The following is a 22,762-nucleotide window of genomic DNA, read 5'->3' as shown; positions in this document are numbered from 1 at the left end:
GGAATTCTTCTCAATAGGCAGCGCAACTTACTGGCGCTGCTGATAAATCACGGTGGCCGGCAGAACCTTACCGGCGGGTAAACGGTGCCAAAAACGATCTTTCATCGTTGGCGGGTCAGCGCGAAGTTACATTGGCGTGAATTCCGGTTACCTGGTCAGCTTTAAGGCGGCATAGCATACAATATTTTGCGCGCGCGGCCTACAGGGAGAGGGGCAGGATTTCAGGGGCGGGGAATCGGGGAACGGTGGATGCCGCAACAAAGCGGGACGGGTCTGCACCCGCCCCGCCTCCGTTATCCCAGCACCTTTCTGACGCAGGCTTTAAAGATCTGCACACCAACCTCCAGCGAGTCGAGATCAAAATGCATGTCGGGATGATGCAATCCGGGCGTCAGGTTGGTGCCCAGCCCCCAGAAGCCCGCTTTTACACCCGGACACTTCACCGGATAGTAGAAAAAGTCCTCGCTGCCTGGCGTCGTTCGGGTTGGCAGCGCGCCCTCTTCGCCCAGCACCTCGACGATCGCGGCGCGGATCACCGCCGTCGCCTCATCATCAATCTCGGCGGCGGGCATCTCTTTTAATACGCGGACCTCGGCGCTGGCACCCAGTGCCGCCACGCTGTGAGTAATGGCGCGCGTGACCTGCTCTTTCAGCAGCGTCATCGGCCCGTTCTCCTGCGAACGCAGATCCCACACTACGCGGGCTTCATCCGGCACCGAATTGGTGACACCGGCATCGCACAGGAAGCGGGTCGCTTTAACGCTCCAGGTCAGGCCGGGCGAGAGGTGGATGGCGTTGACCGCCTGAACCGCCTGTACGGCAGCATCCAGCGCATTCACCCCAAGGTGCGGACGCGCCGCATGGGCGGGCTGGCCTTTGATGGTCGCTTCCAGCGTGCTGCAGGCTGAGTAGAGCACCGCAGGCACCGCCTGTCCGACCACGCACTCCTCCAGCGGACGCAGATGGAACCCCAGAATCATCTCCACATCATCCAGTGCGCCACCTTCGATCATTGAGAGCGCACCGGCGCCCAGCTCCTCGGCGGGCTGGAACAGGATCTTCAGCCGGCCACGTTTCACCGCGCCCTCCTGCAGCAGAGCCGTCGCCGCCGTCAGCACGACCGAAGAGTGACCGTCGTGACCGCAGGTGTGGCGCGCACACGGCACGCCATCAATGATGTGCCCGAGCGCATCCATATCCGCGCGCAGCGCCAGCACCGGACCCGGCACACCGCTGTCGATCTCGGCCACAATGCCCGTGGTGTTATTGATATTGCGCGTCACCTTCAGGCCCGCTTTCTCCAGCTGATCGGCGATGTAGGCCGAGGTTTTCACCTCCTGAAAACCCAGCTCCGGAATTTCGTGCAAATAGTGGTAATGCTCTAATACCTTAGACACAGCGTTACTCCTGAATAAACAGACGCATAACAGACATTGCGATCAGCGCGTTGATGATGCTCACCAGCATCAGCAGCGGCCAGTATTTTTTTGGCACATCGGCCACGCCCAGCAGCCGTCCCATATATTGCAGCTGCGATCCCATCAGGAAAATCGCCGGGGCCAGAATCGTGATATCCGCGCCGGTCAGCAGCCCTTTGGTCAGCAGACTCACCGCTACGCCGGTGCCCGCCGACGATGAGAGCCAGGCGGTGAGCAGCACCGTAATTGCCTCACCCGGCAGGCCGAACAGCCCCATCACTGGCGCAAAAACGTGCCCGAGAAACTGCATGATGCCGAGCAGATTGAGCACTTCTGCCAGCACATAGGCCATCACCACATTTGGCATCAGGTTGTGAATGGCGATGTGAAAGCCTTTACGCGCGCCGGTCACAAACACATCAAAGGGATTACTGCTGGTCGTGATTTTATTTTCCATCGGCGAAATCCTTTTTATAAACACTGTTTAACACAGCGCGCGTTATCGCCGCACCGACAAATTTCAGCACGAACATTAATAACAGCGGAATAATAATCGGCAGCGTCATTGAGGCGAATAGCGCGGAGCCGATGGCGAAATAATTATTGATTAAGCCGGCACCGGAATATTGCCAGGCACTCATCACCACCACCTCTTTTTTACCGATCTGATTCTGGTCGGCCATCTCTTTGGTTAATGCCGCGCCCGCGTCGGTACTTTGCAGGTCGGTGATTAACGCCAGACCGCAATGGCCCGGCAGCCCCATCAGCGGCTTAAGCAGCGGCGTCAGCAACCGATGCGCCGCGCGAATCGCGCCGTAGTGGGTGAAGATTTCCAGCACGCCCAGCGCCAGCATCACTGTGGGCGTCAGCGACAGCGCAAACAGGAACCCCGCTTTGGCACTGAGTCCGCCTGCGCCAAGAAAGGTGTTGCTGGCGGGATCTTTCATGGTGCCAAAGCTGCCGCCCAGCGTGGTGAAGTCAAAGGCGCCCAGCCATGAAAGACCCTCGACGTTATAAAACAGCCCTGAGAAAAACAGGATGGCAAAAATTAACGCGACATAACTGCCTTTGGTCGCCGTCATTTTTACCGGACTAACCACACTTTCATCTGACATTATTTTCTCCTGATAACCTGGCTTGCCGCTTATTCCCTGCCATGGCAAGTTTCAATATATGGAACTGAGTTCTAAGCATGATTTATGCCAGAGCCGATCGGCGCGCGATGATTAATGGCCCTGCTGCCACCACCGGGCGTTTAATCCACGACATGACTGTTATGGCTCTGCGAAATATCTTTTTCTGACGGCAACGTGATATTTCCGGCGCGTTATCAGATGACCGCTATTTCTCCAGCTTCAGCGGCGATTGCACCAGCAGGATAGCGACCGGGCGCACTATCATGGTGCTGAAACCCTGATTTTGTTGCCCGATAAGGAGTGATGCAGAATGAGAATCTCTCGCATTCAATTTGCGAAATAATTCTATTTAAATCAATCAGATAAATTGGCTGTTTTTGCGGAAAAGCCTTCGCTTTACTAACATATTTGATGCATAATTCACCGACTATACCTGTTTATTTAACATCTTCTTAAAAGGACTCGGCCATGCTGACTGCTGAAATGACTGGGCGTTTAAACGACCAGCTGAACCTGGAATTTTTCTCTGCCAATCTTTATCTGCAAATGAGCGCCTGGTGCAGCGACAAAGGCTTTGAGGGTGCCGCTTCCTTCCTGAAGATGCATTCACGCGAAGAGATGCAGCATATGCAGCGTCTTTTTGATTACCTGAGCGATACCGGCGGTATGCCGGTGCTGGGTACCATCGCTGCGCCGCCAGTCTCTTTCACCTCGCTGAATGAAATTCTGCAGCAGGCGCTGGAGCATGAGCAGCTGATCACCAGCAAAATCAATGAACTGGCCCATGCTGCCATGACCTCACAGGATTACTCTACCTTCAACTTCCTGCAGTGGTATGTTGCCGAGCAGCATGAAGAAGAGAAACTGTTCAAAACCGTGCTGGATAAACTGGCGCTGGTCAGCAACAGCGGCAACGGTCTGTTCCTGGTCGATAAAGATCTGGGCCGCATGAGCACCGAGAACCACGCAGAATAATGTTTATCGGCCCCTTTTCGGGGCCGATCTTATTGCCGTCTTGCTGACACCACTGCACCGCTATTCCAGCCGGTAACTCGCGGCTTTCCCGCCATTCACCCACAGTTCACGGCTTTCACCCGCAGGCAGTAACAGCGCGATCTCCCGCCAGGCTGGCTGGTAATCTCCACGTTTTTCCACCGTCAGCTCGATACGCGTGGCGCTGCTGCAGAGCGTCCAGCGAAGCCATAGCGCATTACCCTGCTGCCAGCCGTGGCTCTCGCCATCGTCATCAAACATTTCGCCTTGTGTCTGCACGCCTTCGGGGGCAGGCCATAGCTGCCATTGCCGCACCGTATCACGCCGCGCATCGGTGGTGCTTTCGCACTCGCCCAGCGGGATCACCGCACCGGCCCTTACCAGCAGCGGCAACCGATCCAGCGGCGCATCCAGCATGATGGTCTCACCGCCCGCAAACGCCTTGCCGCTGTGCCAGTCATACCAGCCGCCGCGGTTACGGGGCAGATAGACTTCACGACTGCGCGCGCCCTGCTCCACTACGCTGGCGACCAGCAGATCGCGCCCCAGCATAAAGTCATCACACTCCTGATAGGTCAGCGGATCCTGCTCGTGATCGAGGAAGGTCGGGCGCAGCATCGGCTCATCTTCCACACTGGCCTGCCACGCCAGGTTATAGAGGTAGGGCATCAGGCGATAGCGCAGCCGGATCGCCTCGCGGATCATCGGCGTGACCTCCGGGTACATCCAGGGCTCGTTTACCGTGTGATCGTCATTCCAGGAGTGGATAGTAAATCGCGGGTGCATAACGCCATTCTGAACCCAGCGCACAAACAGCTCGGCATCCGGCTTATCGCCCGAGAAGCCGCCGACATCGTGCCCGACGTTAAACAGCCCTGAAAGGCTCATCCCCAGTCCCATGCGGATGTTGTAGCGCAGGGTTTGCCAGCTGGTGCGGTTATCGCCGCTCCAGGTCTGTACATAGCGCTGCATCCCGGCGCAGCCGGAACGGGAGATCAGATAAGGGCGTTTGTCCGGTGCAAACTGCTGCTGGGCTTCCATTGAGGCGCGCATCATCAGCAACGGCATTACCGGCCGGATATGCTTGATGGCGATCGGCTGACCAAAACCGTGACAGCGCGCTTCGCCATCCCACACCTCATATTCGTTGTTGTCATTCCAGGTGGAATCGATGCCCTTTTCCAGCAGCTGCCGGGTGACATTCTCCTGCCACCAGCGCACCGCCTGCGGATGAGTGAAGTCGAGGTGCGATCCCTCATCGTCCCAGAACACCGACCGCTCAGGACGATCCTGCTCGGAGTCACGAATAAATAGCCCCTGCGCGGCCACTTCCTGATAGCGCGGATGATCCTGCAGCAGGCAGGGTTTGATGTTGGCCGCCAGCTTCATTCCGGCAGTATGAAACGCGTCGCTCAGCGCATTGGGATTCGGGACTTTGTCGTAGTTCCAGTTGAAAACGTAGCGCTTGTTGTTAATCGAGGTGTAACCCGAAGAGAGCTGGAACGAGTCGCAGGGAATTTCATGCTCGCGACACAGACGGATAAAGGATTGCAGCTGTTGTTGTGCGTCGGGCGCGTCGGTGTAATGCATGGTGGACCCGCTGTAGCCCAGGCTCCACTTCGGCTGAAACAGGGTGCGACCGGTCAGACGCACAAAGGCTTTGGTGACGTCGAGCAGCGTCGGGCCCAGCATCATGTAGTAATCGAGATCGCCCGCTTCGGCGCGGTAACGGCGATAAGGGAGATGGTAGTTATCCAGCTCATTCCCCAGATCGAGCCAGCTGCTGCTCAGGTTGTCATAAAACAGGCCAAAACTGACGCCATCGCGCTGCGTCAGGGTAAACGGAATATGTTTATAGAGCGGATCGGTGCTGGCGGCGTTGTAGCCCATGGCATCCAGATTACGCATCTCAAAACGGCGGTTAACGCGGTTCAGGTCGCCGCTCTTCTCGCCCAGGCCATAAACCCGATCCTGCGGCTGGCGACGCTGATAGTGCTCGACCCCGTCGCCGTGCGCATTGAGCAGATAGGCACCGGTGTGACGGTCGGCGGCCAGCGGCTGCCAGATCTCACCATCAAACTGCTCCCAGCTCAGGCAGAGCGGCTGATGCACCGTGACACGCAGCCGTTGCGTGCTGATGCGCAACTGCTGCGCATCGTGTTCAACCTTAAATGCTGGCAGCGTAAAGCCATCCAGCGCCTCACGATCCCGCCCCTGCCAGGGCACGTCGCTGACAGGGGCAATGCTCCAGGTGCGGTTCAGCGCCAGCTCACCGTCGCGCTTCAGCAGCACGCGCATCAGCTTATCCTCCAGCACGTAAAGCCGCAGGAAATGACGATCTTCGACCTTGAGTTCAACAAAGTGATCGGCCTGCTGATGCAGCGTCCAGTTCTTCAGGGTTTTCATCGCGATATCCTTATGGGTTAGCAGGGCGCTGGCGGCGTTCGGCGACCAGCATCACCAGGAAAACGGCACCAATCAGGTCAAAGAAGCCCATCGCCACAAACAGCGGATTGAAGCCGATGGTATCGGCGGTGACACCGATAATCAGCGAGAAGATAAAGCTGGCGATCCAGGCGCAGGAGCCGCGCATGCCGTTGACCGTGGCCATCTGGCGGCGATCAAAACGCTCCACCACCAGCGCGCTCAGCATGCAGGAGATCACCTGATGGCCGAAGCCACCGACGGAGATCAGGGCGATCGCCAGCCAGGGATCTTTTACCAGCGTCATCAGCGCCAGGGAGACCATTAGCAGTGCGCCGGTCACCGAACTGGCGACAATCGAATTGACGCGGGTGAGACCAAACCAGCGCACATAGATTTTGGTCAGATAGCCGCTGGCGACGCTGCCGAGGTCGGCGGCCAGAAACGGCAGCCAGGCAAACATCACGATCTGCTTGAGATCCATGCCGCGCTCATTGGCCAGATAGAGCGGCACCCAGAAGCTCAGGACCGCCCAGGCCGGTTCGGCCAGAAAAGCCGGGATGGCGATGCCGTAGAATTTCTTCTCTTTACCAATCACTTTCAGCGCGGTGAAGAACGGCAGTTTTTCCCCGATCGCTTCGTTGTCCTGATTAATAAAGGCCCGCTCTTCATCAGAGAGACGAGGATGACTCTCAGGCGAGTGATAGCCCCACCACCAGAGTGCAACCCACAGCAGGCCCAGCCCGCCGGTGAGCAGAAAGGCGCCCTGCCAGCCAAACGTTATGTGCGCGACATAAATAATCGGTGGTGCCAGCATGGCACCAATCGAAAAGCCGACGCCCGCCCAGCCCGCCGCGACCGGACGCTCCTTTTTCGGAAACCAGTCACCGATCGCTTTGGCGTTCGCGGGCGTTGCCGCCGCCTCAGAGGCGCCCATGACAAAGCGCAGCAATGCCAGATGCAGCCAGCTTCCCGCGCCGGCGTGCAGCAGACAGGTCACCGACCAGATCAGCGCACAGATCAGGAAGCCCATCTTCAGTCCGATCACATCGATCAGCCAGCCGCAGATTGGCTGAAACAGGGTATAGGCCAGCTGAAACGCCGCCACCACCCAGGAGTACTGTTCGGTCGTCATGTGCAGACTGTTTTTAAGTTCCGGTGCCAGAATGCCGAGCGAGTTGCGGGTGATGTAGTTGACGGTTACACCCAGCAGGAACATTCCCAGCATCCACCAGCGTAAATTTTTAATCACGCGCACCGTGCGGGATGCACTGATGGGTTTGGTTGTTGATTCGAGGCTCATTGTGCCACTCCTGATTGCCATTGATGACGCACACCGCCTGCTGGCGTACCGCGTGTCCTGTAACGAACTTAGAAAAGTGCGAAACGTGGGTACAGACACTTTTTTGCAACGCTTTTCATGGCAGGCTGAATCCCGGCAGAAAATGGCACTGAAACGCTTATCTGACGCGATTCAGCAGGTTATGAAAAATTTTTCATCAGCAGATTTGAAGGCGATCACAGAATGAAACAAAGGCTGAAAGTAAGCGAAATTGCGGCACTCAGCGGCGTCTCCATCAGTACGGTGTCGCGGGTGCTGGCGGGTAAAGCCAATACCCGGCCCGCCACCCGTGACAAAGTGCTGGCCGTGGCGCAGCAACAGGGCGTGCTAAACAACCTTCACAGTGGTCGCCTGCTGCTGAATAACCTGATGGTTTTTGCCCCGCCGCGCGCCTTTGATGTACGCAGTGACATCTTCTACTACAAAGTGATTCAGGGGATCAGCCAGGCGGTGGAGCCGCATGAGGTGCGGCTGCGCTACTGCCCGCTGGAGGAGGTGGAAAGTGATGCGGCGCTGTTTATCGATAAGATGCAGCAGACCGAAGCGGCACTGCTGATCGGCATTGATGATGAGCATATTCATCAGCTGGCGGCGGAGATGAACAAACCCTGCGTGCTGATTAACGCCCGCGATCGCCGAATGCGCCTGCCTTCGGTCTCGCCCCATCATCAGCTGATTGGTGAATTCTCAGCGCGCTACCTGTTTGAGCAGGGACACCGGCAGATCCTGTCGCTGCATTGCTTACGCCGCTACACCATGGAGCAGCGATTGCAGGGGGTGCGCGACGCCTGGCATGCCATGAACCTGCGGTTTGACAGCCGCCAGCATCTGCTGACCCTGAACAGCTTCAGCAGCAATGAAGCGGCGGAGCGGCTGAGTGAATATCTGCGCCACTGTCCTGATGCGCTGCGCCCGACCGCGATTCTCGCCAGCGGTGATTACATTGCGGCGGGCGCCGTCACTGCGCTGGAGCAGGCCGGTCTGCGGGTGCCGCAGGATATTTCGGTGATGAGTATGGATGGCTTTAACCTGGCCGCTATCCACGATATTCCGCTGACCTCGGTGCAGGTGCCGCGTGATGAGCTGGGCGCAGCGGCAGTGAGAACGTTGCAGGAGATGCGACTGAATCCCGGCACGCCCACCGGCAGCCTGCTGCTGAATGGCAGGCTGGTGGTGCGCGAGTCGGTGCGGCGCATTCGCGATAATCTCAGCCATGCACCGGTCCAGCAGCATGGCCTCTATGATTAACACGCTATGGATTAACCCGGCGCGGATTAACCCAGCGTTTTCAGCCGCAGTTCCGACGGCTGAGGCCGTCCGAACAGGAAGCCCTGGAACAGGGTACAGCCCTCATCGCGCAGCTTAGCGAACTGCTCATCGCTCTCCACCCCTTCGGCAGTAATCTGGATATCCAGACTGCGACTCATGCCGGTGATGGCGCGGATAATCGCCAGCGCCTCGCGGCTGTCACCCATATCATTGATAAAGGATTTGTCGATTTTGATTTTGTCGAACGGGAAAGATCGCAGATAGCTCAGCGACGAATAGCCGGTGCCGAAATCATCCAGCGCAATCTGCACGCCCAGCGCCTTGAGGTTTTGCAGGGTACGGATATTACCCAGCGAATCATCCAGCAGCACCGATTCGGTGATCTCAACCTCCAGCCGTGCCGGATCGAGACCCGACTCTTTCAGCGCGCCTTCCACCACCGGCACCAGCGAGCTGTTTTTAAACTGCAGCGGTGAGAGGTTAACCGAGACCGACTGCTCCCCTTCCCAGCTCGCCGCTTCGCGACAGGCTTCATAGAGTGCAAACGCCCCCAGCATATGGATCAGGCCGGTCTCTTCAGCGATCGGGATGAAGTCGTTGGGCATGATCAGCCCACGAATCGGATGATGCCAGCGCATCAGCGCCTCATAGCCAATGATGGTACGGTTATCACCGTTGGTGATGGGCTGATAGTAGAGCCGCAGATGCCCGCCGCTAATCGCATCGCGCAGATCGTTTTCTATCAGGCGTCGACTGCGCGCCACATCGTCCATCTCCAGCGTGAAATGCTCATAACGGTTGCGACCGTTGCGTTTGGCTTCATACAACGCCATGTCCGCACAGCGCAGCAGCTGCTCCGGCGTATTGGTAATGGTGGTGCTGAGCGCAATCCCCACGCTGAGCCCGACCGACAGATTATGGCCTTCAACGTTGACCGGCGGGCGAATCGCCTCAATCAGGCGCTGCGCCACAATGCTCGCCTCTTCATTACTGGCCACCGAAGGCAGCACGATGGCGAACTCATCGCCTCCGATACGCGCCAGAGTATCCTGGTCACGCAGCGCGTTACGCAGACGCTTAGCCACACTGCGCAGCAACTCGTCGCCAATCTGGTGGCCCAGCGCATCGTTCACATTTTTAAAGTTATCGAGATCAAGGCAGAGCGCGGCGGTCTGGCGCTGTATCTGACCGGCAGTGCGCAGGGCTTCACTCAGACGCTGGCGGAACAGAATGCGGTTCGGCAGGCTGGTGAGGTTGTCATGGTGCGCCATATGGTGAATACGGGCATCAGCGGCGCGCTGGTCAGTGACATCTTCCACCAGCAGCATCAGGTAGTTACGTCGCGCATCCTGACCGTTAATCGCGGTGGCGCGGGTATGCAGAATGCGTTCGCCGCTGGCGGTCATCAGCAACTGCTCACGCTCATGCATGCCCTCACTGCGCAGCGCAACATCCGCCAGATTATTAAAGTAATCGCTGAGTTCGGGCGACATACATTCATGCGGGCGCTTGTTGACGATCAGCGATTTCGACAGGCCAAACAGCTGCTGAGTGCGGTCGTTAACCAGCAGGATCTCGCGGGTGATCGCATCTTCCACAATCACGCAGGAGGGAATGTTGGCGATGATATTATCCAGGAATTTAGAGAGCGCGGTTTTCTGGGTGCTCTGGGCTTCAGCCAGATCCCGGGCGCGCAGCACCTGCTGCTCCTGCTCACGGCGTTCCGTGCGGTCGCGGGTGATCTTAGCGAAGCCGACCAGCTTACCGTCATCATCGTGGATTGCGTCGATGACCACATGCGCCCAGAAGGCGCTGCCATCTTTGCGGTAGCGCCAGCCCTCATCTTCAAAACGGCCGGTCTTAAGCGCGATACCGAGATTCGCTTCCGGGATGCGGTTCAGCCGCTCCTGGGAACTGTAAAACAGCGAGAAGTGCTGACCCACCACTTCATCCGCTTTGTACCCTTTGGCACGCTGCGCACCGGCATTCCAGTTCACCACCACGCCATCGACATCGAGCATATAGATGGCGTAATCGGTGACCCCTTCTACCAGCAGACGGAAACGCTGCTCCTGCTCCCGTTGCTGGCTGCGGACGCGCTGCTGTTCGGTGCAGTCGCGGGTGATTTTAGCGTAGCCCAGCAGCTTGCCCTGATCGTCGCGGATCGTGTCGATCACCACATGCGCCCAGAAGGCGCTGCCATCTTTGCGGTAGCGCCAGCCCTCATCTTCAAAGCGGCCGGTGCGATAAGCAGTTTGCAGGTTCTGCTCCGGGACACGGTTCAGGCGATCCTGGGCGCTGTAGAAGCGGGAAAAATGCTGGCCGACAATCTCTTCCGCCACATAGCCTTTGGCGCGCTGTGCCCCGGCATTCCAGTTCACCACGTTGCCGTCATGATCGAGCATATAGATAGCGTAATCGGTAACGCCCTCCACCAGCAGGCGGAAGCGCATCTCCTGCTCCCGCTCTTTGCGCTGCTGCTCCTGCTGCTGAGTGCAGTCGCGGGTAATACAGGCGTATCCCACCAGCAGACCGGCGTCATTGCGTATCGGGTCGATCGTCTCGTGTGCCCAGAAAGCACTGCCATCTTTGCGATAGCGCCAGCCTTCGCTTTCATGGTGTCCGGCAGTCGCAGCCATATCCAGCCCACGCTGCGGCAGGCCCCGGCGGCGATCTTCTTCGCTATACAACAGAGCGAAGCTGCAGCCAATCATCTCGTCTGGCGTATAGCCTATCGTGCGCTGAGCACCCTGATTCCAGCTGCCGATGATACCGTCAGGTTTTAGCATAGTGATGGCGTAATCATTCACGCTTTGTACCAGCATGCGATAGATGACCTCAGAGTTATTATCCATTGTGATTAGCCTGCTGCTCTGTAGCCGGATGACGGCTTAGGAATGTTCTTAATAGCGTGCGCAGACTACAGCCGAAAAGAGCTGAGATGACAAGCGCATTAAGAAGATTAATCAGTGTTTATAAGGGGTTTATCGGCAGCGGCGAGTAAATGTTCAATGACTCCATGGCGGCGGCGCGTCAGGCGACCCGCTCCCAGCGCGAGGAGAGCGAATAACGGTGCTGCCAGCAGAGCATTGCCGGACTTTGGCTCATCAGCTGCTGGCACTCTTGCTGCGCGACAAACGCCGGGATCACTTTCTGGGCCGCCGTCTGTCTGATCAGCGCCAGCTGATCGTCGAGGGGCGGATGCACATTCCACGGCAGCCAGCGTGCCATGCCGGATTGCAGCATCTCAAAGGCACGGGTGCCGCTGGAAACGTGACTGCTGAAGATCAGACGAAAGTCGGGCTGATGGCTGAGCTGCGCCGCCAGCCCGCTGTCAGCCACCGCATCCGCCGCGACAATTACCGTATCCGGTCGCCAGTGGTCGGGTGTTGAGACGCGCAATAACCGGGCCAGCGCCAGCATCGCCGCGGCGGGCAGGCTGTTGAGCGCCAGCAACTGCGCCACCTCTTCGCGCACCTGGGGACACATCACCACCGGCAGCCCGCGAGCGCTGAGCTGCAGCGCCATCTCAGGACCGCGCCCGTGCAGCGGCGCGGTGACCACGGCGCCCCCTTGTGCCGCCAGGGCCAGCGCGTCGATCTGCTGCGCCAGTCGCTGATTGCGGTCGCCATAGGAACCATCGGTAATCAACAGCCGTGCGCGTGGCGGGCAATCAAACGGCAACAGCAGCGATTCGCGACTCCAGTCGCCCATATAGGTGATGCCACCCGCAATCGGCAGATGAAACCAGATCGATCCTGGCGAATGCCCGCTGCGACCGGTAAAGAGATTCAGCGGCCCCAGCGCGCACTGGCCGCGCAATGGCAGGATGCGTCGCGCCTGAGCCGGCACGCCAGCCTCGCCCAGCTGCTGCCAGGTGATCTCACTGGCATAGACCGGCGGTGAACCGATGTCGGCCCAGCTATCCAGCGCCGCCGCGTGATCCACATGGGAATGGGTCAGGCAGAGCGCATCGACCTGGCCGATGGCGTCCATTGCGGGCCGGACACCCGGCTCCGGCCCGGCACCTAAATCCCATAACAGACGGTATCCCTCTATCTCCAGCAGGAAAGCGGCAGGCAGTTTTCCGCCGACGCCGCTGATCACCGTCAGGCTTGCCATGGCAGGACTCCCTGCGGCAGACGCCGCGTCACCCGTGAGGCCAGCAGCATTAAGCCCAGCACGATCCCAATCATCAGGCATCCGACCGCCGCCGCCAGCGGCGCCGATCCGCCTTCATCCAGGAAAATAATGGTCGGGCCAAGCGTCTGGGTTTGCGCGGTAACCAGCAGCACTGAAACCTGTATTTCATTCAGCGCGGTGAGGAACACCAGCAGCGCACCGGCCAGCACAGAAGGCGCCGCCAGCGGCAGCAGGATGTCAGTCATCCGCCGCATCAGACCCGCGCCGCATAAGCGCGCCGCCTCATCCAGTGACGGTTCGATTTGCGCTAACCCGGCCAGCGTCGGCCTTAACACCAGCGCCAGGAAATTGGCCAGATAGGCCGCGAGAATAATCCACACCGTTCCGTAAAGAGAAAATCCCAGCAGCGGCAGCGGTCGCAGGAAAAACAGCATCGCCGCCACGCCGGTGACAATGCCGGGCAGCGTGCCAGCGCCACGCGCTGGCGCTGACCGCCGGAGAGATCGGCGGGTCGGCGGTCGGCGAAGCGATCCAGCCCGACCAGCGTCAGGGCCTGGGTGGTGCGCAGTTCGCGTTCTGCGCGCGCCACACCGTTCACCTTCAGGCTGTAGCCGACGTTCTCCGCGACCGTCATATGCGGCCACAAGGCGTAGTTCTGGAACACCACGCCGAGCTCGCGGGCTTCCGGCGGCAGGTGCAGCCCGTCTGCGGCAACCTGACGTTCACCGATGTGGATTTCACCGCTGTCGAGCGTTTCAAAGCCGGCCAGCAGGCGCAGCAGGGTGGTTTTGCCGCAGCCAGAAGGCCCAAGAACGGCGACAAACTCGCCCTGGTTAATCTGTAACGAAACCGCGTCCAGTACCGGCTGCGCGCCGAACGCTTTGCTCAGTCCGGTTAAGGATATTGCCGCCATCTTACTCTGCCTTTGCCGTTGACATGCTGGGCAAAACGCTACGACAGTTTGATGACAGCCCGGTGACAGCCAGGCTTACGGGACGCGAAAGCCGGGCTGGCGGAGCGGCATCGGGGCGTGCTCGCCCCGTGGCTTACTGCTGGGCGGTGAGCGCCGCAATCGGCTGCCAGATCTCGGTTAATGCGCCCTCTTTGCCGGTAAAGGGATCCTGCGTCGGCAACGGCACTTTTTTTACCTGCTCCTGGGCCATTTTTAGCTTCGCGGGCTCATCGCGCAGCGTCTCCGGCGACATCCCGTGCGGATAGGCGCCAATCACCATAAAATCTTCGCTGGCGCTGACCTGCCGATGGCCGACACCCGCCGGAATCAGGACTGCATCGCCTGCGCGCAGGGTCACCATGCGGCCACTGTCGCCGCCAAACAGCACTTCCGCCCAGCCTTCAGCGACGCCCAGTAGTTCATGGGTATTAGGATGATAATGGGTATACGGGAAGATCGGATAGCGCCAGGCGGGTGGCCAGCCGTTCTCCTCAAAGGTTTTCTCAAACCACGTGGCGATCTCCTCCTCTTCCGGCACCACGCGCGGCCAGATAATCAGAGGTAACGGGTTATTGGGTACACCGCCCGACGGGCTGGCAAGCATCAGATGCTGAGGATTGTCAGAGGCCCCGGCCGAGAAGGTGCCAGCGGCAAAGGACATCATTAATAGCAGACTGGAGGATGAGGCACGCATACAGGTTCTCCGATGTTTTTCTAAGTGTGGCAAACCCGCGGCACAATGCAATGTGCGCCAGACGACACAATTGAGATAATTGACTGATATTGCTGACTAAAGCCAAATGTGTCGTTAACTATAGGGTCGGAGTGTGCCTGCGCGACAGAGGGTAGCGGTTCTTACTGCGGCAAAGTGTTGCAAAATGTCAGGCGGGAAGTCTAAAGGCGCAGCAGCCCGACGCCCCGGTCACTGTCGTATAAACTGTTATATAAAAAAAGCACAGATCTGTTTCTGATATGCTTGACTGTTATCTGTTGTAATAGCTAACAGATGACAGTGAGGTAACAAATGGACGCTATTAAACAAATCCTGATTGACGAGATCGCCCTGCTTAACCGCGAAGAACGTCGCGACAATTTGCCGCGTTTCAGCCTCTCGTTTCTGAAGAACCACCCTGGTCTCTGGGCAGTAATGTACCTCTGCTACGGCCTGTGCGTGGCGCTGATTTTCACCACCGAGATGCTCGGCTGGCCCGCCTTCTGGTTTGCCACCGTGTTTGTGCTGGTGATGAGTGTGCTGATGCTGCTGGATATCAACCCGAAATATCGCTTTGAAGATATCGATGCCCTCGACCTGCGCGTTTGCTACAACGGCGAGTGGTATTACATTCAGCCGGTGCGCGAACAGGCAATCTCACGCATTCTGTCGCTGCCTGAGACACCAGAACGCGTGAAGAGCGGTATCCAGCGTCTGCTGACGCAAAAAGGGGAAGTGGACTTCTATGATGTCTACTACCTGACCTGGGGCCATCAGGAAGCGGCGCGGGTTTAATCCGCCTGCCCTTCCGCCATCAGCTGACCCAGCTTCACGATTGCCGCCTCGGCCCGACTATCCCACGGCCAGGCGGTATTTAACCTGAAGCAGTGCCTGAACTGCTCACCTGCTGAAAATAGCTGCCCCGGTGCAATACTGATCCCCTGAGCCAGCGCCCGCTGATAGAGCCGGGTCGTATTGATGCTTTCTGGCAGCGTCACCCAGAGAAAATAGCCGCCGCGCGCTTCGCTGACCGTGGCCTGCGGCGGCAGCACCTTCATTAACGCCTGGCGCACCATCTGCTGTCGCTTCGCCAGAATCTGTCGCAGCCGCTTCAGATGGGTGTCGTAACGCCGCGTGGCAAGAAAATCGGCCAGCGCCAGCTGCATCGGCGCACTGGTAGAGAGCGTGCTCATCAGTTGCAGCCGCTGAATACGCTGCGCATGCTGCCCCGCCGCGACCCAGCCGACGCGGAACCCTGCCACCAGCGACTTTGAAAATGAGCCGCAGTGCAGCACGTTCCCCTGGCGATCCCAGGCTTTCGCCGGCAGCGGCGGCGCATCACCCGCCCAGAGTTCGGCATAGACATCATCTTCAATCATCGGTACCTGATAACGCGCCAGCAGTGCGACCAGCTGCTGTTTGCGTTCCGGCGTTAAGGTTACGCTCAGCGGATTCTGCAGGGTGGTCATCAGCCAGCAGGCTTTCACCGGCCAGCGCTGCAGTGCCTCCTCCAGCTGGACGAGGTCGATGCCATTTCTGGCATCGACCGGGATCGCCAGCGCCTTGAGCTTAAGCCGCTCTATCGCCTGCAGCGCGCCATAAAAACTCGGCTGTTCAATCACCACATAATCGCCCGGCTCGGTCAGGGATTGCAGACTGAGGTTCAGCGCCTCCAGCGCCCCGCTGGTGATGACAATTTCATCCGGCGACAGGGTGATACCCTGACGCGCATAGCGCTGCGCCAGCAGCTGTCGCAGTGTAGCGTTGCCGGGCGGCAGATTGTGCAGCGCATCGGTTGGGGTCAGATGATGAGAGACGTTAGCCAGCGAGCGCATCAGCTGGCGCTGCGGAAAGAGTGCGGGATCGGGAAAGGCGGAGCCAAACGGCACGATGGCCGGATCGCGCGTGGCCTGCAGCACATCAAACACAAAGTCGTTGATATCGACCTGTTCACTGATCGCCACGCTCAGCGGTGCGGGTGCTAAGGCACGCGGTGCAACGTAGTAACCCGACTGTGGACGAGAGACGATCCAGCCCTGACTCTCCAGCAACTCATAGGCATGCAGCACCGTCATCAGGCTGACACCCTGCTGCGCGACCTGCTGACGCAATGACGGCAGACGGGTGCCCGGCAGCCAGATGCCGGCCTCTATCTGCTGCTGAATCTCATCCATCAATCGCTGGTATTTCGCCACGGGTGACCTCTCCTTGTTTTACCGTGAATAGTCTGACCGCGAGACTTTACCACGCACGGCGACCAATGACAGGCGGCGCGAATCGCTTTATCCGATTGCGCTGATTCTTCACGGCTTCAGGCAGGTCAGATCACAGCGACCTGCGGCGTCAGCGGCTGCCCGGCTTCGGCTTCGGCTTCGGCTTCGGCATTAAGACTCACTTCCGCAATTGCCTCTTCAATTTCTGCCACCACATAATCAGCCAGCTCCGGCACCCGCTCCGGGGGAACCGGCTTGCCCAGCAGATAGCCCTGCAGCGTATTACAGCCCAGGCTGGTCAGGAAGGCCTGCTGCTCAGCGGTTTCAACGCCTTCGGCCACCACTTTCAATTGCAGCGACTGCGCCAGCGCCACTATCGCCGACACGATGGTGGCATCTTCTGTGTGATGCTGCAGCTCGTTCACAAAGGCCCGGTCAATCTTGAGTTCACTGGCCGGTAGCCGTTTCAGATAGAGCAGGCTGGAGTAGCCAGTGCCAAAGTCATCAATTGAAGCTTTCACCCCGAGCTGGGTCAGCTCAGTCAGAATACGCACGCTCTCATCGGGATCGCGCATCGCGGTGGTTTCCGTCACCTCCAGCGTCAGCAGTTCGGCCGGAATCTGATGTTTTTCCAGCGCATCCACCACCGTCTTCACCAGATTCGATTGCTCAAACTGCAACGCCGACAGGTTCACCGCCACCGACCAGTGCGGATGGCCCTGCAGATGCCACTGGCGCAGCTGGCGACAGGCTTCATGAATTACCCAGTTGCCGATATTGACAATCATTCCGGTCTTTTCTGCCATTGGCAGAAATTTATCGGGCGACAGCAGGCCGCGCTGCGGATGCTGCCAGCGCAGCAGCGCCTCAAAACCGAGAATCGGACCGCTCGGCGCGCAATATTTTGGCTGATAGAACAGGCGCAGTTCATCATGATCCAGCGCCTGCCAGAGATCGTTATTCAGCTGAAGCTGGCTCTGGGCCTGAATGTTCATAGAAGGCTGAAAGAAGGTGTAGCCGTTGCGGCCATTATTTTTGGTGTGGTACATCGCCGCATCGGCGTTGAACATCAGTTCGCGCTCATCCACGCCATCGCCGGGATAGACCGCGATGCCAAGACTCAGCGATACCACCAGCTCATAGCGTGAGATATCAAACGGACGATCCACCGCTTTGACCAGCTTATCGGCGATGGCCGCCGCATCATTGGGATCGTCGATCTCCACCAGCAGCACAAACTCATCACCGCCAAGCCGCGCCAGCGTGAAGTAGCCGGTCATCTGCTCGCTCATGCGCTCGGTCACGCCGACCAGCAGACTGTCGCCAATGTGGTGTCCGAACGCGTCGTTGACCGCCTTAAACCCATCGAGGTCCATAAACATCAGGGCAAACTGCCTCTGCTCACGGTTCGCTTTGTTGATCGCCTGCTCCAGCCGATCCTCCAGCAGGATGCGGTTGGGCAGTCGCGTCAGGTTGTCGTGCAGCGCCAGCTGTGCCAGCTCGCGATTGGCTTCAGCCAGCGAACTGGCGAGAATCGAGGTACGCGCCTGCATCCGCGCATCCAGCATCGACACCAGCAAGGTAATGCCCAGAATCGAAATAGTGACCACCGTGACCAGAATCGCCAGCCAGTTGCTGTTGACGCCCTGCCCGACCGGATGACTGTGGACGGGAAACTCTGCCGCCATCATGCCGGTGTAGTGCATGCCGGCAATCGCACAGCCCATCACCACCGATGCGCCAATGCGCAGCAGGGTGACCCGACTGGTCTGTCCTTCCCGCAGGTTAAACGCCAGCCACAGCGCGGTGCCAGAGGCGGCCAGGGCGATCGCCACCGACAGCGCTACCCAGCCCCATTTCCAGACGATACCGGGGGAGAACATCAGCGCCGCCATGCCGGTGTAGTGCATCGCGACTACGCCGCTGCCGAGGATCAGCGCGCCGCCCGCCAGGCGCGGCAAAGGCAGATCGCCATTGCAGACCAGCCACAGCGCAAATATCGACGCACACACCGCGATGGCCGCAGAGAAGGCGGTGAGCCCGGCGTTGTAGCTCATGACCATCTCCATGTTCATCGACAGCATGCCGATAAAGTGCATCGCCCAGATGCCGATGCCCATGGAAAAACCGCCGCCGAACAGCCAGACCAGCGCAACTTTGCCGGTTGAATGCATCACCCGTCCCGCCATATCTAAGGCGGTGAACGAAGCCAGCATCGCGACAAGAACGGAGACGATGACGATAAAAGAGTCGTATGAGGTCGCTAACATAGTGCATTCCCGCGAAAGCAGAGCTTGTGGTTGGGCAGAGGGTTTTAAAATTATTCTCTTAGTTATCGGCACAGCCCGGCGGTTAATGAGCCGCGAACCCTGCATCCTTCCACTCATTCTGAGTGATGAAATCTATCGTTGCTGTCAGCGCTATCAGCCGGACAGTGACGCCACCGGCTGTCGCAGTGAGGGAAAACTCAGCGCCTCAACCCGGTCCGCTGGCGTCGGCTTGCCCAGCAGATAGCCCTGCAACGCATCAAAGCCTAAGCTGGTGAGCAAATGCTGCTGCTCTTCAGTCTCCACCCCTTCCGCCACCATGCGCAGATTGAGGCTCTGCGCCAGGGTCAGCATGGCGCTGACTACGGTTGCATCTTCACTGCCGGGCCGCAGGCAGTTGATAAAGCTGCGATCAATTTTGAGTTCACTGGCATCCAGATCTTTGAGATGCAGCAGGTTGGCATAGCCGATGCCGAAGTTATCAATCGCGACGCTGACACCCGCCTGCTGCAATTCACGAATACGCTGCTGGCTGAAAGCGGGATCGCGCATGGCAATCGCTTCAGTGATCTCCAGCATCAGCGCGCTGCCTGGCAGTTGGTAACGCGCCAGGGTCTGCGTCAGGATAGTTAGCAAATCACGCTGGTGAAACTGCAACGCGGAGAGATTCACCGATACTGTCCAGTCACTGTGGCCCTGGCTGTGCCATATCCTGAGCTGACGGCAGGCCTCCCCGATCACCCAGTTACCCAGTGCAATAATCTGACCGGTTTTTTCGGCGCGCGGCAGAAACAGCTCAGGCGTCAGTAAACCGCGCTGCGGATGCTGCCAGCGCAACAACGCTTCGAATCCCATTAACCTGGTGCCGCCGGAACAGAATTTCGGCTGATAGAATAGCCGCATCTGCTCGCGCTCTATCGCCTCCCACAGATCGTTCGCCAGCTCCAGCTGATGCTGCGTCGCGGCGCTCATGGCCGGTTCAAACAGGCACCAGCCGTTTCGTCCGCTGTGTTTGGTGTGGTACATCGCCGCATCAGCATTAAACAATAGCTCCTGCCGGTTGCGACCGTGCAGCGGAAAGATCGCAATGCCCGCGCTGAGTGAAACGTGCAGCACATAGCGGTCAAGTTCAAACGGCGAACTGATGACTTTAACCAGTTTTTGCGCCAGCTGGCGGGCTGCGCTGATATCGCACTCAGCCATCAGCACAAATTCATCGCCCCCCAGACGCACCAGCAGCATCGTGTTGCTGAGCTGGCTGCACAGCCGTTCCGCCACCGCCACCAGCAACCGGTCACCGACGTGATGTCCCCATGTGTCATTGACCGCTTTGAAGCCATCGAGATCCATATAGATCACGGCAAAGCGATGCTCATTAAGCATCGCCTGTTTAATGGCGAGATCGAGCTGCTGCTCCAGCATTACACGATTGGGCAGCGTGGTCAGGTTGTCATGCATCGCCAGCTGACGCAATTCCTGGTTAGCGCGATTGAGGCGGGTCGCCAGACGCGCGGCACGCAGCTGCGCATCCAGCATCGAACTCAGCAGAGTGACACCCAGAATAGTCAGGGTAATCAGCGTCACCCACACCGCCAGGCCCGCATTACTGACGCCGTGCGGCTGCATCATACTGCTGTGGCTGAACTCTGCTGCCGCCATACCCACATAGTGCATACCGGCGATGGCGATGCCCATGACCAGAGAGGCCAGCCCGCGCATCAGCATCAGATGATGATCGCCCTGGCGCAGATGAAAGGCCAGCCACAGCGCCAGGCCAGAGGCCGCAAACGCAATCAGCACAGAGAGCGCCACCAGCAGCGCATTCCACTCCGGTTGCGGTTCAATCAGCAGGGCATACATACCAAGATAGTGCATGACCACCACACCCGCGCCCAGGATCAGCGTGCCGCGCAGCAGCCGCTGGCGGGTGAGATGCAGGCCACCCACCGTCTGGCCAAAAGCCAGCACAGACGCCAGGATCGCCACCAGCAGCGAGAGGATCGTCAGTCGCGTGTCATAGCGCATCATCATCGGCATCATCATCGCCAGCATCCCGATAAAGTGCATTGCCCAGACGCCAATCCCCATTACGATGCCGCCCACCAACAGCCATAACCGGGCGCTCCAGCCACGGGATACCGCCACTCGTCCGGCGGTATCCAGGGCTGTAAAAGAGGCAATGAACACCACGATCAGCGAAACGCAGATCAGGACGCTATCCCAGGTGACAGGCAACATGTGCAACTCCTCACCACCCGCGGAGAAACGGGTGCTGTGTACAGTCTGATAAGTGATCTGAAAACACCCGATGGGTGAAAGTGATTAAATTTCGGTATTTTCTGGTCCTGAAGGTCAGGCAAAACGCGCCCGCCGACGCTGGCAATTTATAACCTGCATCTTATTAACCGCCCCCAGAGCAAGCCGGTAAACCGTTATTATGTCTGATTGGTACAGGAACATATCACCGAAGCAGAAAGCATGCCAGATACCGAAAAAACAAAGAATTTTGTTTTATCGCCTCGTCTTCGCGCCTTGCTGTTACTGGGTTATCGGCCGGGGTGACGTTTTGATTAATCAAAAATAAATAGCAAGGCTTCGCGTAACGCTTTAACTGATCTATAGTAAGTAAAACTGATATAAATCAGCATTCTTAAGTCTAAGATTTTTCTTAAGATAGCGGCACTGCCTCCCTTGTTATTTTATTTCCTTTATTTTGGGTTGAATCGTTAATAAACACCGGGTGAAAAAGCACTGACTCTGGATAATCCGTAAGGAAATATTATGAAACTCAAGCTTTTTCTGTTTGCCGCTGCAGGATTAACTGTCGCTATTCCGTCATTAACCCAGGCGGCGACGACCTCGGGAACCATCAATGCCACGTTAACCCTGACCACCGGTTGTCTGGTGAACGGCCAGTCGGCTACGGCGGGCGTTAACTTCGGTACCCTGAACTTTGGTAGCAGCGCAGCCACTTTCGATACCCTGAACGCCACACTGGTCGGTGCGGCTGGTAACGGTATTTTTGTGCGCTGCACCACTGGTCAGGATTACAACGTGGTGGTCACCAGCAGCAATACTGCACCGGCGACCATCTACGGCACCGCCTCTGCATCGCCGCGTTATCTGGTGCTGGGATCGGATAATGCGCAGGGCATCGCCTATACCCTCTACAGTGATGCCTCCTTTACCACGGCGATCGCCAACAATACGCCTATCGCCGCCAGCGGTACCACCGATCCGACGCTGGGGACCAACTACGCCATCTATGGCCGGGTGGTCGGCGGCGGCTTCAATCCCCTGATCCCTGCCGGAACCTATACCGACACGATTAACGTTGCCGTGAACTATTAACTGCTGTCGCAGGTAAATACGGGTGGTTCTCTGGCGATCCTGCCTGACGATCGCATGCGGTCTGCCCCTGCTGACAGGGAGTATCAGCGCCTGGAGTCTGCCAACCAGCACCTTCCAGGTTACCGCGTCGATTGTGGCAGGCTGCGTGATATCCGGTACCAATACCGGCGTCTTTGGCACGCTTAATTTCGGAACGCAGTCTGGCGTGGCGGCGAATACCGTCAACGCCAGCTATCTGCAGAGCACCTCGATTAATCTCGCCTGTACACCGGGCACCACGCTGAGCATGAGCATTAATCAGGGCAACAATTTCACCACGACCCGTAACCTGAAGCTGCCCAATTTCAGCAACACCGTTCCCTACACGCTCTTTAGCAACGCCAGCCGCACCACGGTGATCCCGGTGAATCAGGCGGTGCCGCTGAGTTATAGCAATGCCAATAACATTACGCTGCCGATCTACGGTCAGCTACAACTCCCCGGCACTGCGCGCGCCGGCGTTTATACCGACACGCTGACCGTCACCCTGAGCTGGTGAGGTG

At 58.3% G+C, this 22,762-nt stretch carries 17 protein-coding genes and 2 pseudogenes; 6 read left to right on the top strand and 13 right to left on the bottom strand.

Annotated features, from left to right (window positions below):
- Positions 1 to 293 precede the first annotated feature (293 nt).
- Genes ACK13D_RS08570 through ACK13D_RS08560 form a run of 3 tightly spaced genes read right to left on the bottom strand, consistent with a single transcriptional unit; the run spans position 294 to position 2,533 of the window.
- On the bottom strand, positions 294 to 1,397 hold the full coding sequence (locus ACK13D_RS08570) for a M20 peptidase aminoacylase family protein (protein WP_124890328.1): 1,104 nt from the start codon (positions 1,395 to 1,397) through the stop codon (positions 294 to 296).
- A gap of 4 nt (positions 1,398 to 1,401) precedes the next feature.
- Positions 1,402 to 1,875 carry a YjiG family protein gene (locus ACK13D_RS08565; RefSeq protein ID WP_010248980.1) on the bottom strand — a complete coding sequence of 158 codons (474 nt, stop codon included), beginning with the start codon at positions 1,873 to 1,875 and terminating at the stop codon, positions 1,402 to 1,404.
- The gene (locus ACK13D_RS08560; RefSeq protein WP_010671100.1) at positions 1,865 to 2,533 is read right to left on the bottom strand and encodes a nucleoside recognition domain-containing protein; all 669 of its coding nucleotides are present in this window, start codon (positions 2,531 to 2,533) and stop codon (positions 1,865 to 1,867) included. The genes ACK13D_RS08565 and ACK13D_RS08560 overlap by 11 nt, the downstream gene beginning before the upstream one ends.
- 489 nt (positions 2,534 to 3,022) lie before the next feature.
- Here ACK13D_RS08560 and ftnA point away from each other — a divergent pair, with 489 nt between their 5' ends.
- On the top strand, positions 3,023 to 3,529 hold the full coding sequence (ftnA, locus tag ACK13D_RS08555) for a non-heme ferritin (RefSeq protein WP_010248984.1): 507 nt from the start codon (positions 3,023 to 3,025) through the stop codon (positions 3,527 to 3,529).
- Between the two features lie 60 nt (positions 3,530 to 3,589).
- Here ftnA and ACK13D_RS08550 read toward each other — a convergent pair whose 3' ends face one another.
- A complete protein-coding gene (locus tag ACK13D_RS08550) occupies positions 3,590 to 5,953 on the bottom strand; it encodes a glycoside hydrolase family 31 protein (protein ID WP_010671101.1) in 2,364 nt (787 codons plus the stop codon).
- A gap of 10 nt (positions 5,954 to 5,963) precedes the next feature.
- On the bottom strand, positions 5,964 to 7,274 hold the full coding sequence (locus tag ACK13D_RS08545) for an MFS transporter (protein ID WP_010248988.1): 1,311 nt from the start codon (positions 7,272 to 7,274) through the stop codon (positions 5,964 to 5,966).
- Here ACK13D_RS08545 and ACK13D_RS08540 point away from each other — a divergent pair.
- The gene (locus ACK13D_RS08540; RefSeq protein WP_010671102.1) at positions 7,246 to 7,500 is read left to right on the top strand and encodes a hypothetical protein; all 255 of its coding nucleotides are present in this window, start codon (positions 7,246 to 7,248) and stop codon (positions 7,498 to 7,500) included. The two genes, ACK13D_RS08545 and ACK13D_RS08540, sit on opposite strands and share 29 nt — an antisense overlap.
- Complete coding sequence (locus ACK13D_RS08535) at positions 7,497 to 8,561, top strand: LacI family DNA-binding transcriptional regulator (RefSeq protein WP_033769866.1); 1,065 nt, start codon at positions 7,497 to 7,499, stop codon at positions 8,559 to 8,561. The genes ACK13D_RS08540 and ACK13D_RS08535 overlap by 4 nt, the downstream gene beginning before the upstream one ends.
- 26 nt (positions 8,562 to 8,587) lie before the next feature.
- On the opposite strand, the gene ACK13D_RS08530 is transcribed toward ACK13D_RS08535, so the two are convergent.
- The 5 genes and pseudogenes from ACK13D_RS08530 to ACK13D_RS08510 all read right to left on the bottom strand — a co-directional run bounded on the left by ACK13D_RS08530 (position 8,588) and on the right by ACK13D_RS08510 (position 14,371).
- A complete protein-coding gene (locus ACK13D_RS08530; RefSeq protein WP_010671103.1) occupies positions 8,588 to 11,437 on the bottom strand; it encodes a sensor domain-containing protein in 2,850 nt (949 codons plus the stop codon).
- Positions 11,438 to 11,615: 178 nt separating this feature from the next.
- Positions 11,616 to 12,704, bottom strand: coding sequence for an MBL fold metallo-hydrolase (locus ACK13D_RS08525; protein ID WP_418796160.1), 1,089 nt, complete (start codon positions 12,702 to 12,704; stop codon positions 11,616 to 11,618).
- A pseudogene (locus ACK13D_RS08520) lies at positions 12,692 to 13,189 on the bottom strand (ABC transporter permease); the annotation flags it as partial. The pseudogene ACK13D_RS08520 and the gene ACK13D_RS08525, both read right to left, overlap by 13 nt.
- Positions 13,171 to 13,638: pseudogene (locus ACK13D_RS08515) on the bottom strand (ABC transporter ATP-binding protein); the annotation flags it as partial. The pseudogenes ACK13D_RS08520 and ACK13D_RS08515, both read right to left, overlap by 19 nt.
- Positions 13,639 to 13,771: 133 nt before the next feature.
- Complete coding sequence (locus ACK13D_RS08510; protein WP_010671108.1) at positions 13,772 to 14,371, bottom strand: cupin domain-containing protein; 600 nt, start codon at positions 14,369 to 14,371, stop codon at positions 13,772 to 13,774.
- A 330-nt stretch (positions 14,372 to 14,701) separates the two neighbouring features.
- Between ACK13D_RS08510 and ACK13D_RS08505 the strand changes: the two genes are divergently transcribed.
- The gene (locus ACK13D_RS08505; RefSeq protein ID WP_010249002.1) at positions 14,702 to 15,184 is read left to right on the top strand and encodes a YlaC family protein; all 483 of its coding nucleotides are present in this window, start codon (positions 14,702 to 14,704) and stop codon (positions 15,182 to 15,184) included.
- On the opposite strand, the gene ACK13D_RS08500 is transcribed toward ACK13D_RS08505, so the two are convergent.
- The 3 genes from ACK13D_RS08500 to ACK13D_RS08490 form a co-directional block, all read right to left on the bottom strand.
- Positions 15,181 to 16,584 carry an aminotransferase-like domain-containing protein gene (locus ACK13D_RS08500; RefSeq protein ID WP_010249003.1) on the bottom strand — a complete coding sequence of 468 codons (1,404 nt, stop codon included), beginning with the start codon at positions 16,582 to 16,584 and terminating at the stop codon, positions 15,181 to 15,183. The genes ACK13D_RS08505 and ACK13D_RS08500 overlap by 4 nt on opposite strands.
- Positions 16,585 to 16,709: 125 nt before the next feature.
- Positions 16,710 to 18,872: a bifunctional diguanylate cyclase/phosphodiesterase gene (locus ACK13D_RS08495; RefSeq protein WP_418796157.1), complete on the bottom strand. Its 2,163-nt coding sequence runs from the start codon at positions 18,870 to 18,872 to the stop codon at positions 16,710 to 16,712.
- Positions 18,873 to 19,025: 153 nt separating this feature from the next.
- A complete protein-coding gene (locus ACK13D_RS08490) occupies positions 19,026 to 21,107 on the bottom strand; it encodes a putative bifunctional diguanylate cyclase/phosphodiesterase (RefSeq protein ID WP_418796155.1) in 2,082 nt (693 codons plus the stop codon).
- A 543-nt stretch (positions 21,108 to 21,650) separates the two neighbouring features.
- Here ACK13D_RS08490 and ACK13D_RS08485 point away from each other — a divergent pair.
- Positions 21,651 to 22,220 (top strand): spore coat protein U domain-containing protein, encoded by a 570-nt coding sequence (locus tag ACK13D_RS08485; RefSeq protein ID WP_010249006.1) that lies wholly within the window; start codon positions 21,651 to 21,653, stop codon positions 22,218 to 22,220.
- 43 nt (positions 22,221 to 22,263) lie between these two features.
- The gene (locus tag ACK13D_RS08480; RefSeq protein WP_154210535.1) at positions 22,264 to 22,758 is read left to right on the top strand and encodes a Csu type fimbrial protein; all 495 of its coding nucleotides are present in this window, start codon (positions 22,264 to 22,266) and stop codon (positions 22,756 to 22,758) included.
- Positions 22,759 to 22,762 lie beyond the last annotated feature (4 nt).

This window comes from Pantoea sp. K16, from assembly GCF_048452805.1.
Taxonomy (GTDB): Bacteria; Pseudomonadota; Gammaproteobacteria; order Enterobacterales; family Enterobacteriaceae; genus Pantoea; species Pantoea agglomerans.
This window is presented reverse-complemented; position numbering and strand designations above follow the sequence as displayed.

Bases quoted from the DNA above. Each gene is read 5' to 3' on its own strand.
- ACK13D_RS08565 (WP_010248980.1), bottom strand. From the start codon at position 1,875: ATGGAAAATAAAATCACGACCAGCAGTAATCCCTTTGATGTGTTTGTG.
- ACK13D_RS08560 (WP_010671100.1), bottom strand. From the start codon at position 2,533: ATGTCAGATGAAAGTGTGGTTAGTCCGGTAAAAATGACGGCGACCAAA.
- ftnA (WP_010248984.1), top strand. From the start codon at position 3,023: ATGCTGACTGCTGAAATGACTGGGCGTTTAAACGACCAGCTGAACCTG.
- ACK13D_RS08550 (WP_010671101.1), bottom strand. From the start codon at position 5,953: ATGAAAACCCTGAAGAACTGGACGCTGCATCAGCAGGCCGATCACTTT.
- ACK13D_RS08540 (WP_010671102.1), top strand. From the start codon at position 7,246: ATGGGTTTGGTTGTTGATTCGAGGCTCATTGTGCCACTCCTGATTGCC.
- ACK13D_RS08545 (WP_010248988.1), bottom strand. From the start codon at position 7,274: ATGAGCCTCGAATCAACAACCAAACCCATCAGTGCATCCCGCACGGTG.
- ACK13D_RS08535 (WP_033769866.1), top strand. From the start codon at position 7,497: ATGAAACAAAGGCTGAAAGTAAGCGAAATTGCGGCACTCAGCGGCGTC.
- ACK13D_RS08530 (WP_010671103.1), bottom strand. From the start codon at position 11,437: ATGGATAATAACTCTGAGGTCATCTATCGCATGCTGGTACAAAGCGTG.
- ACK13D_RS08525 (WP_418796160.1), bottom strand. From the start codon at position 12,704: ATGGCAAGCCTGACGGTGATCAGCGGCGTCGGCGGAAAACTGCCTGCC.
- ACK13D_RS08510 (WP_010671108.1), bottom strand. From the start codon at position 14,371: ATGCGTGCCTCATCCTCCAGTCTGCTATTAATGATGTCCTTTGCCGCT.
- ACK13D_RS08505 (WP_010249002.1), top strand. From the start codon at position 14,702: ATGGACGCTATTAAACAAATCCTGATTGACGAGATCGCCCTGCTTAAC.
- ACK13D_RS08495 (WP_418796157.1), bottom strand. From the start codon at position 18,872: ATGTTAGCGACCTCATACGACTCTTTTATCGTCATCGTCTCCGTTCTT.
- ACK13D_RS08490 (WP_418796155.1), bottom strand. From the start codon at position 21,107: ATGTTGCCTGTCACCTGGGATAGCGTCCTGATCTGCGTTTCGCTGATC.
- ACK13D_RS08485 (WP_010249006.1), top strand. From the start codon at position 21,651: ATGAAACTCAAGCTTTTTCTGTTTGCCGCTGCAGGATTAACTGTCGCT.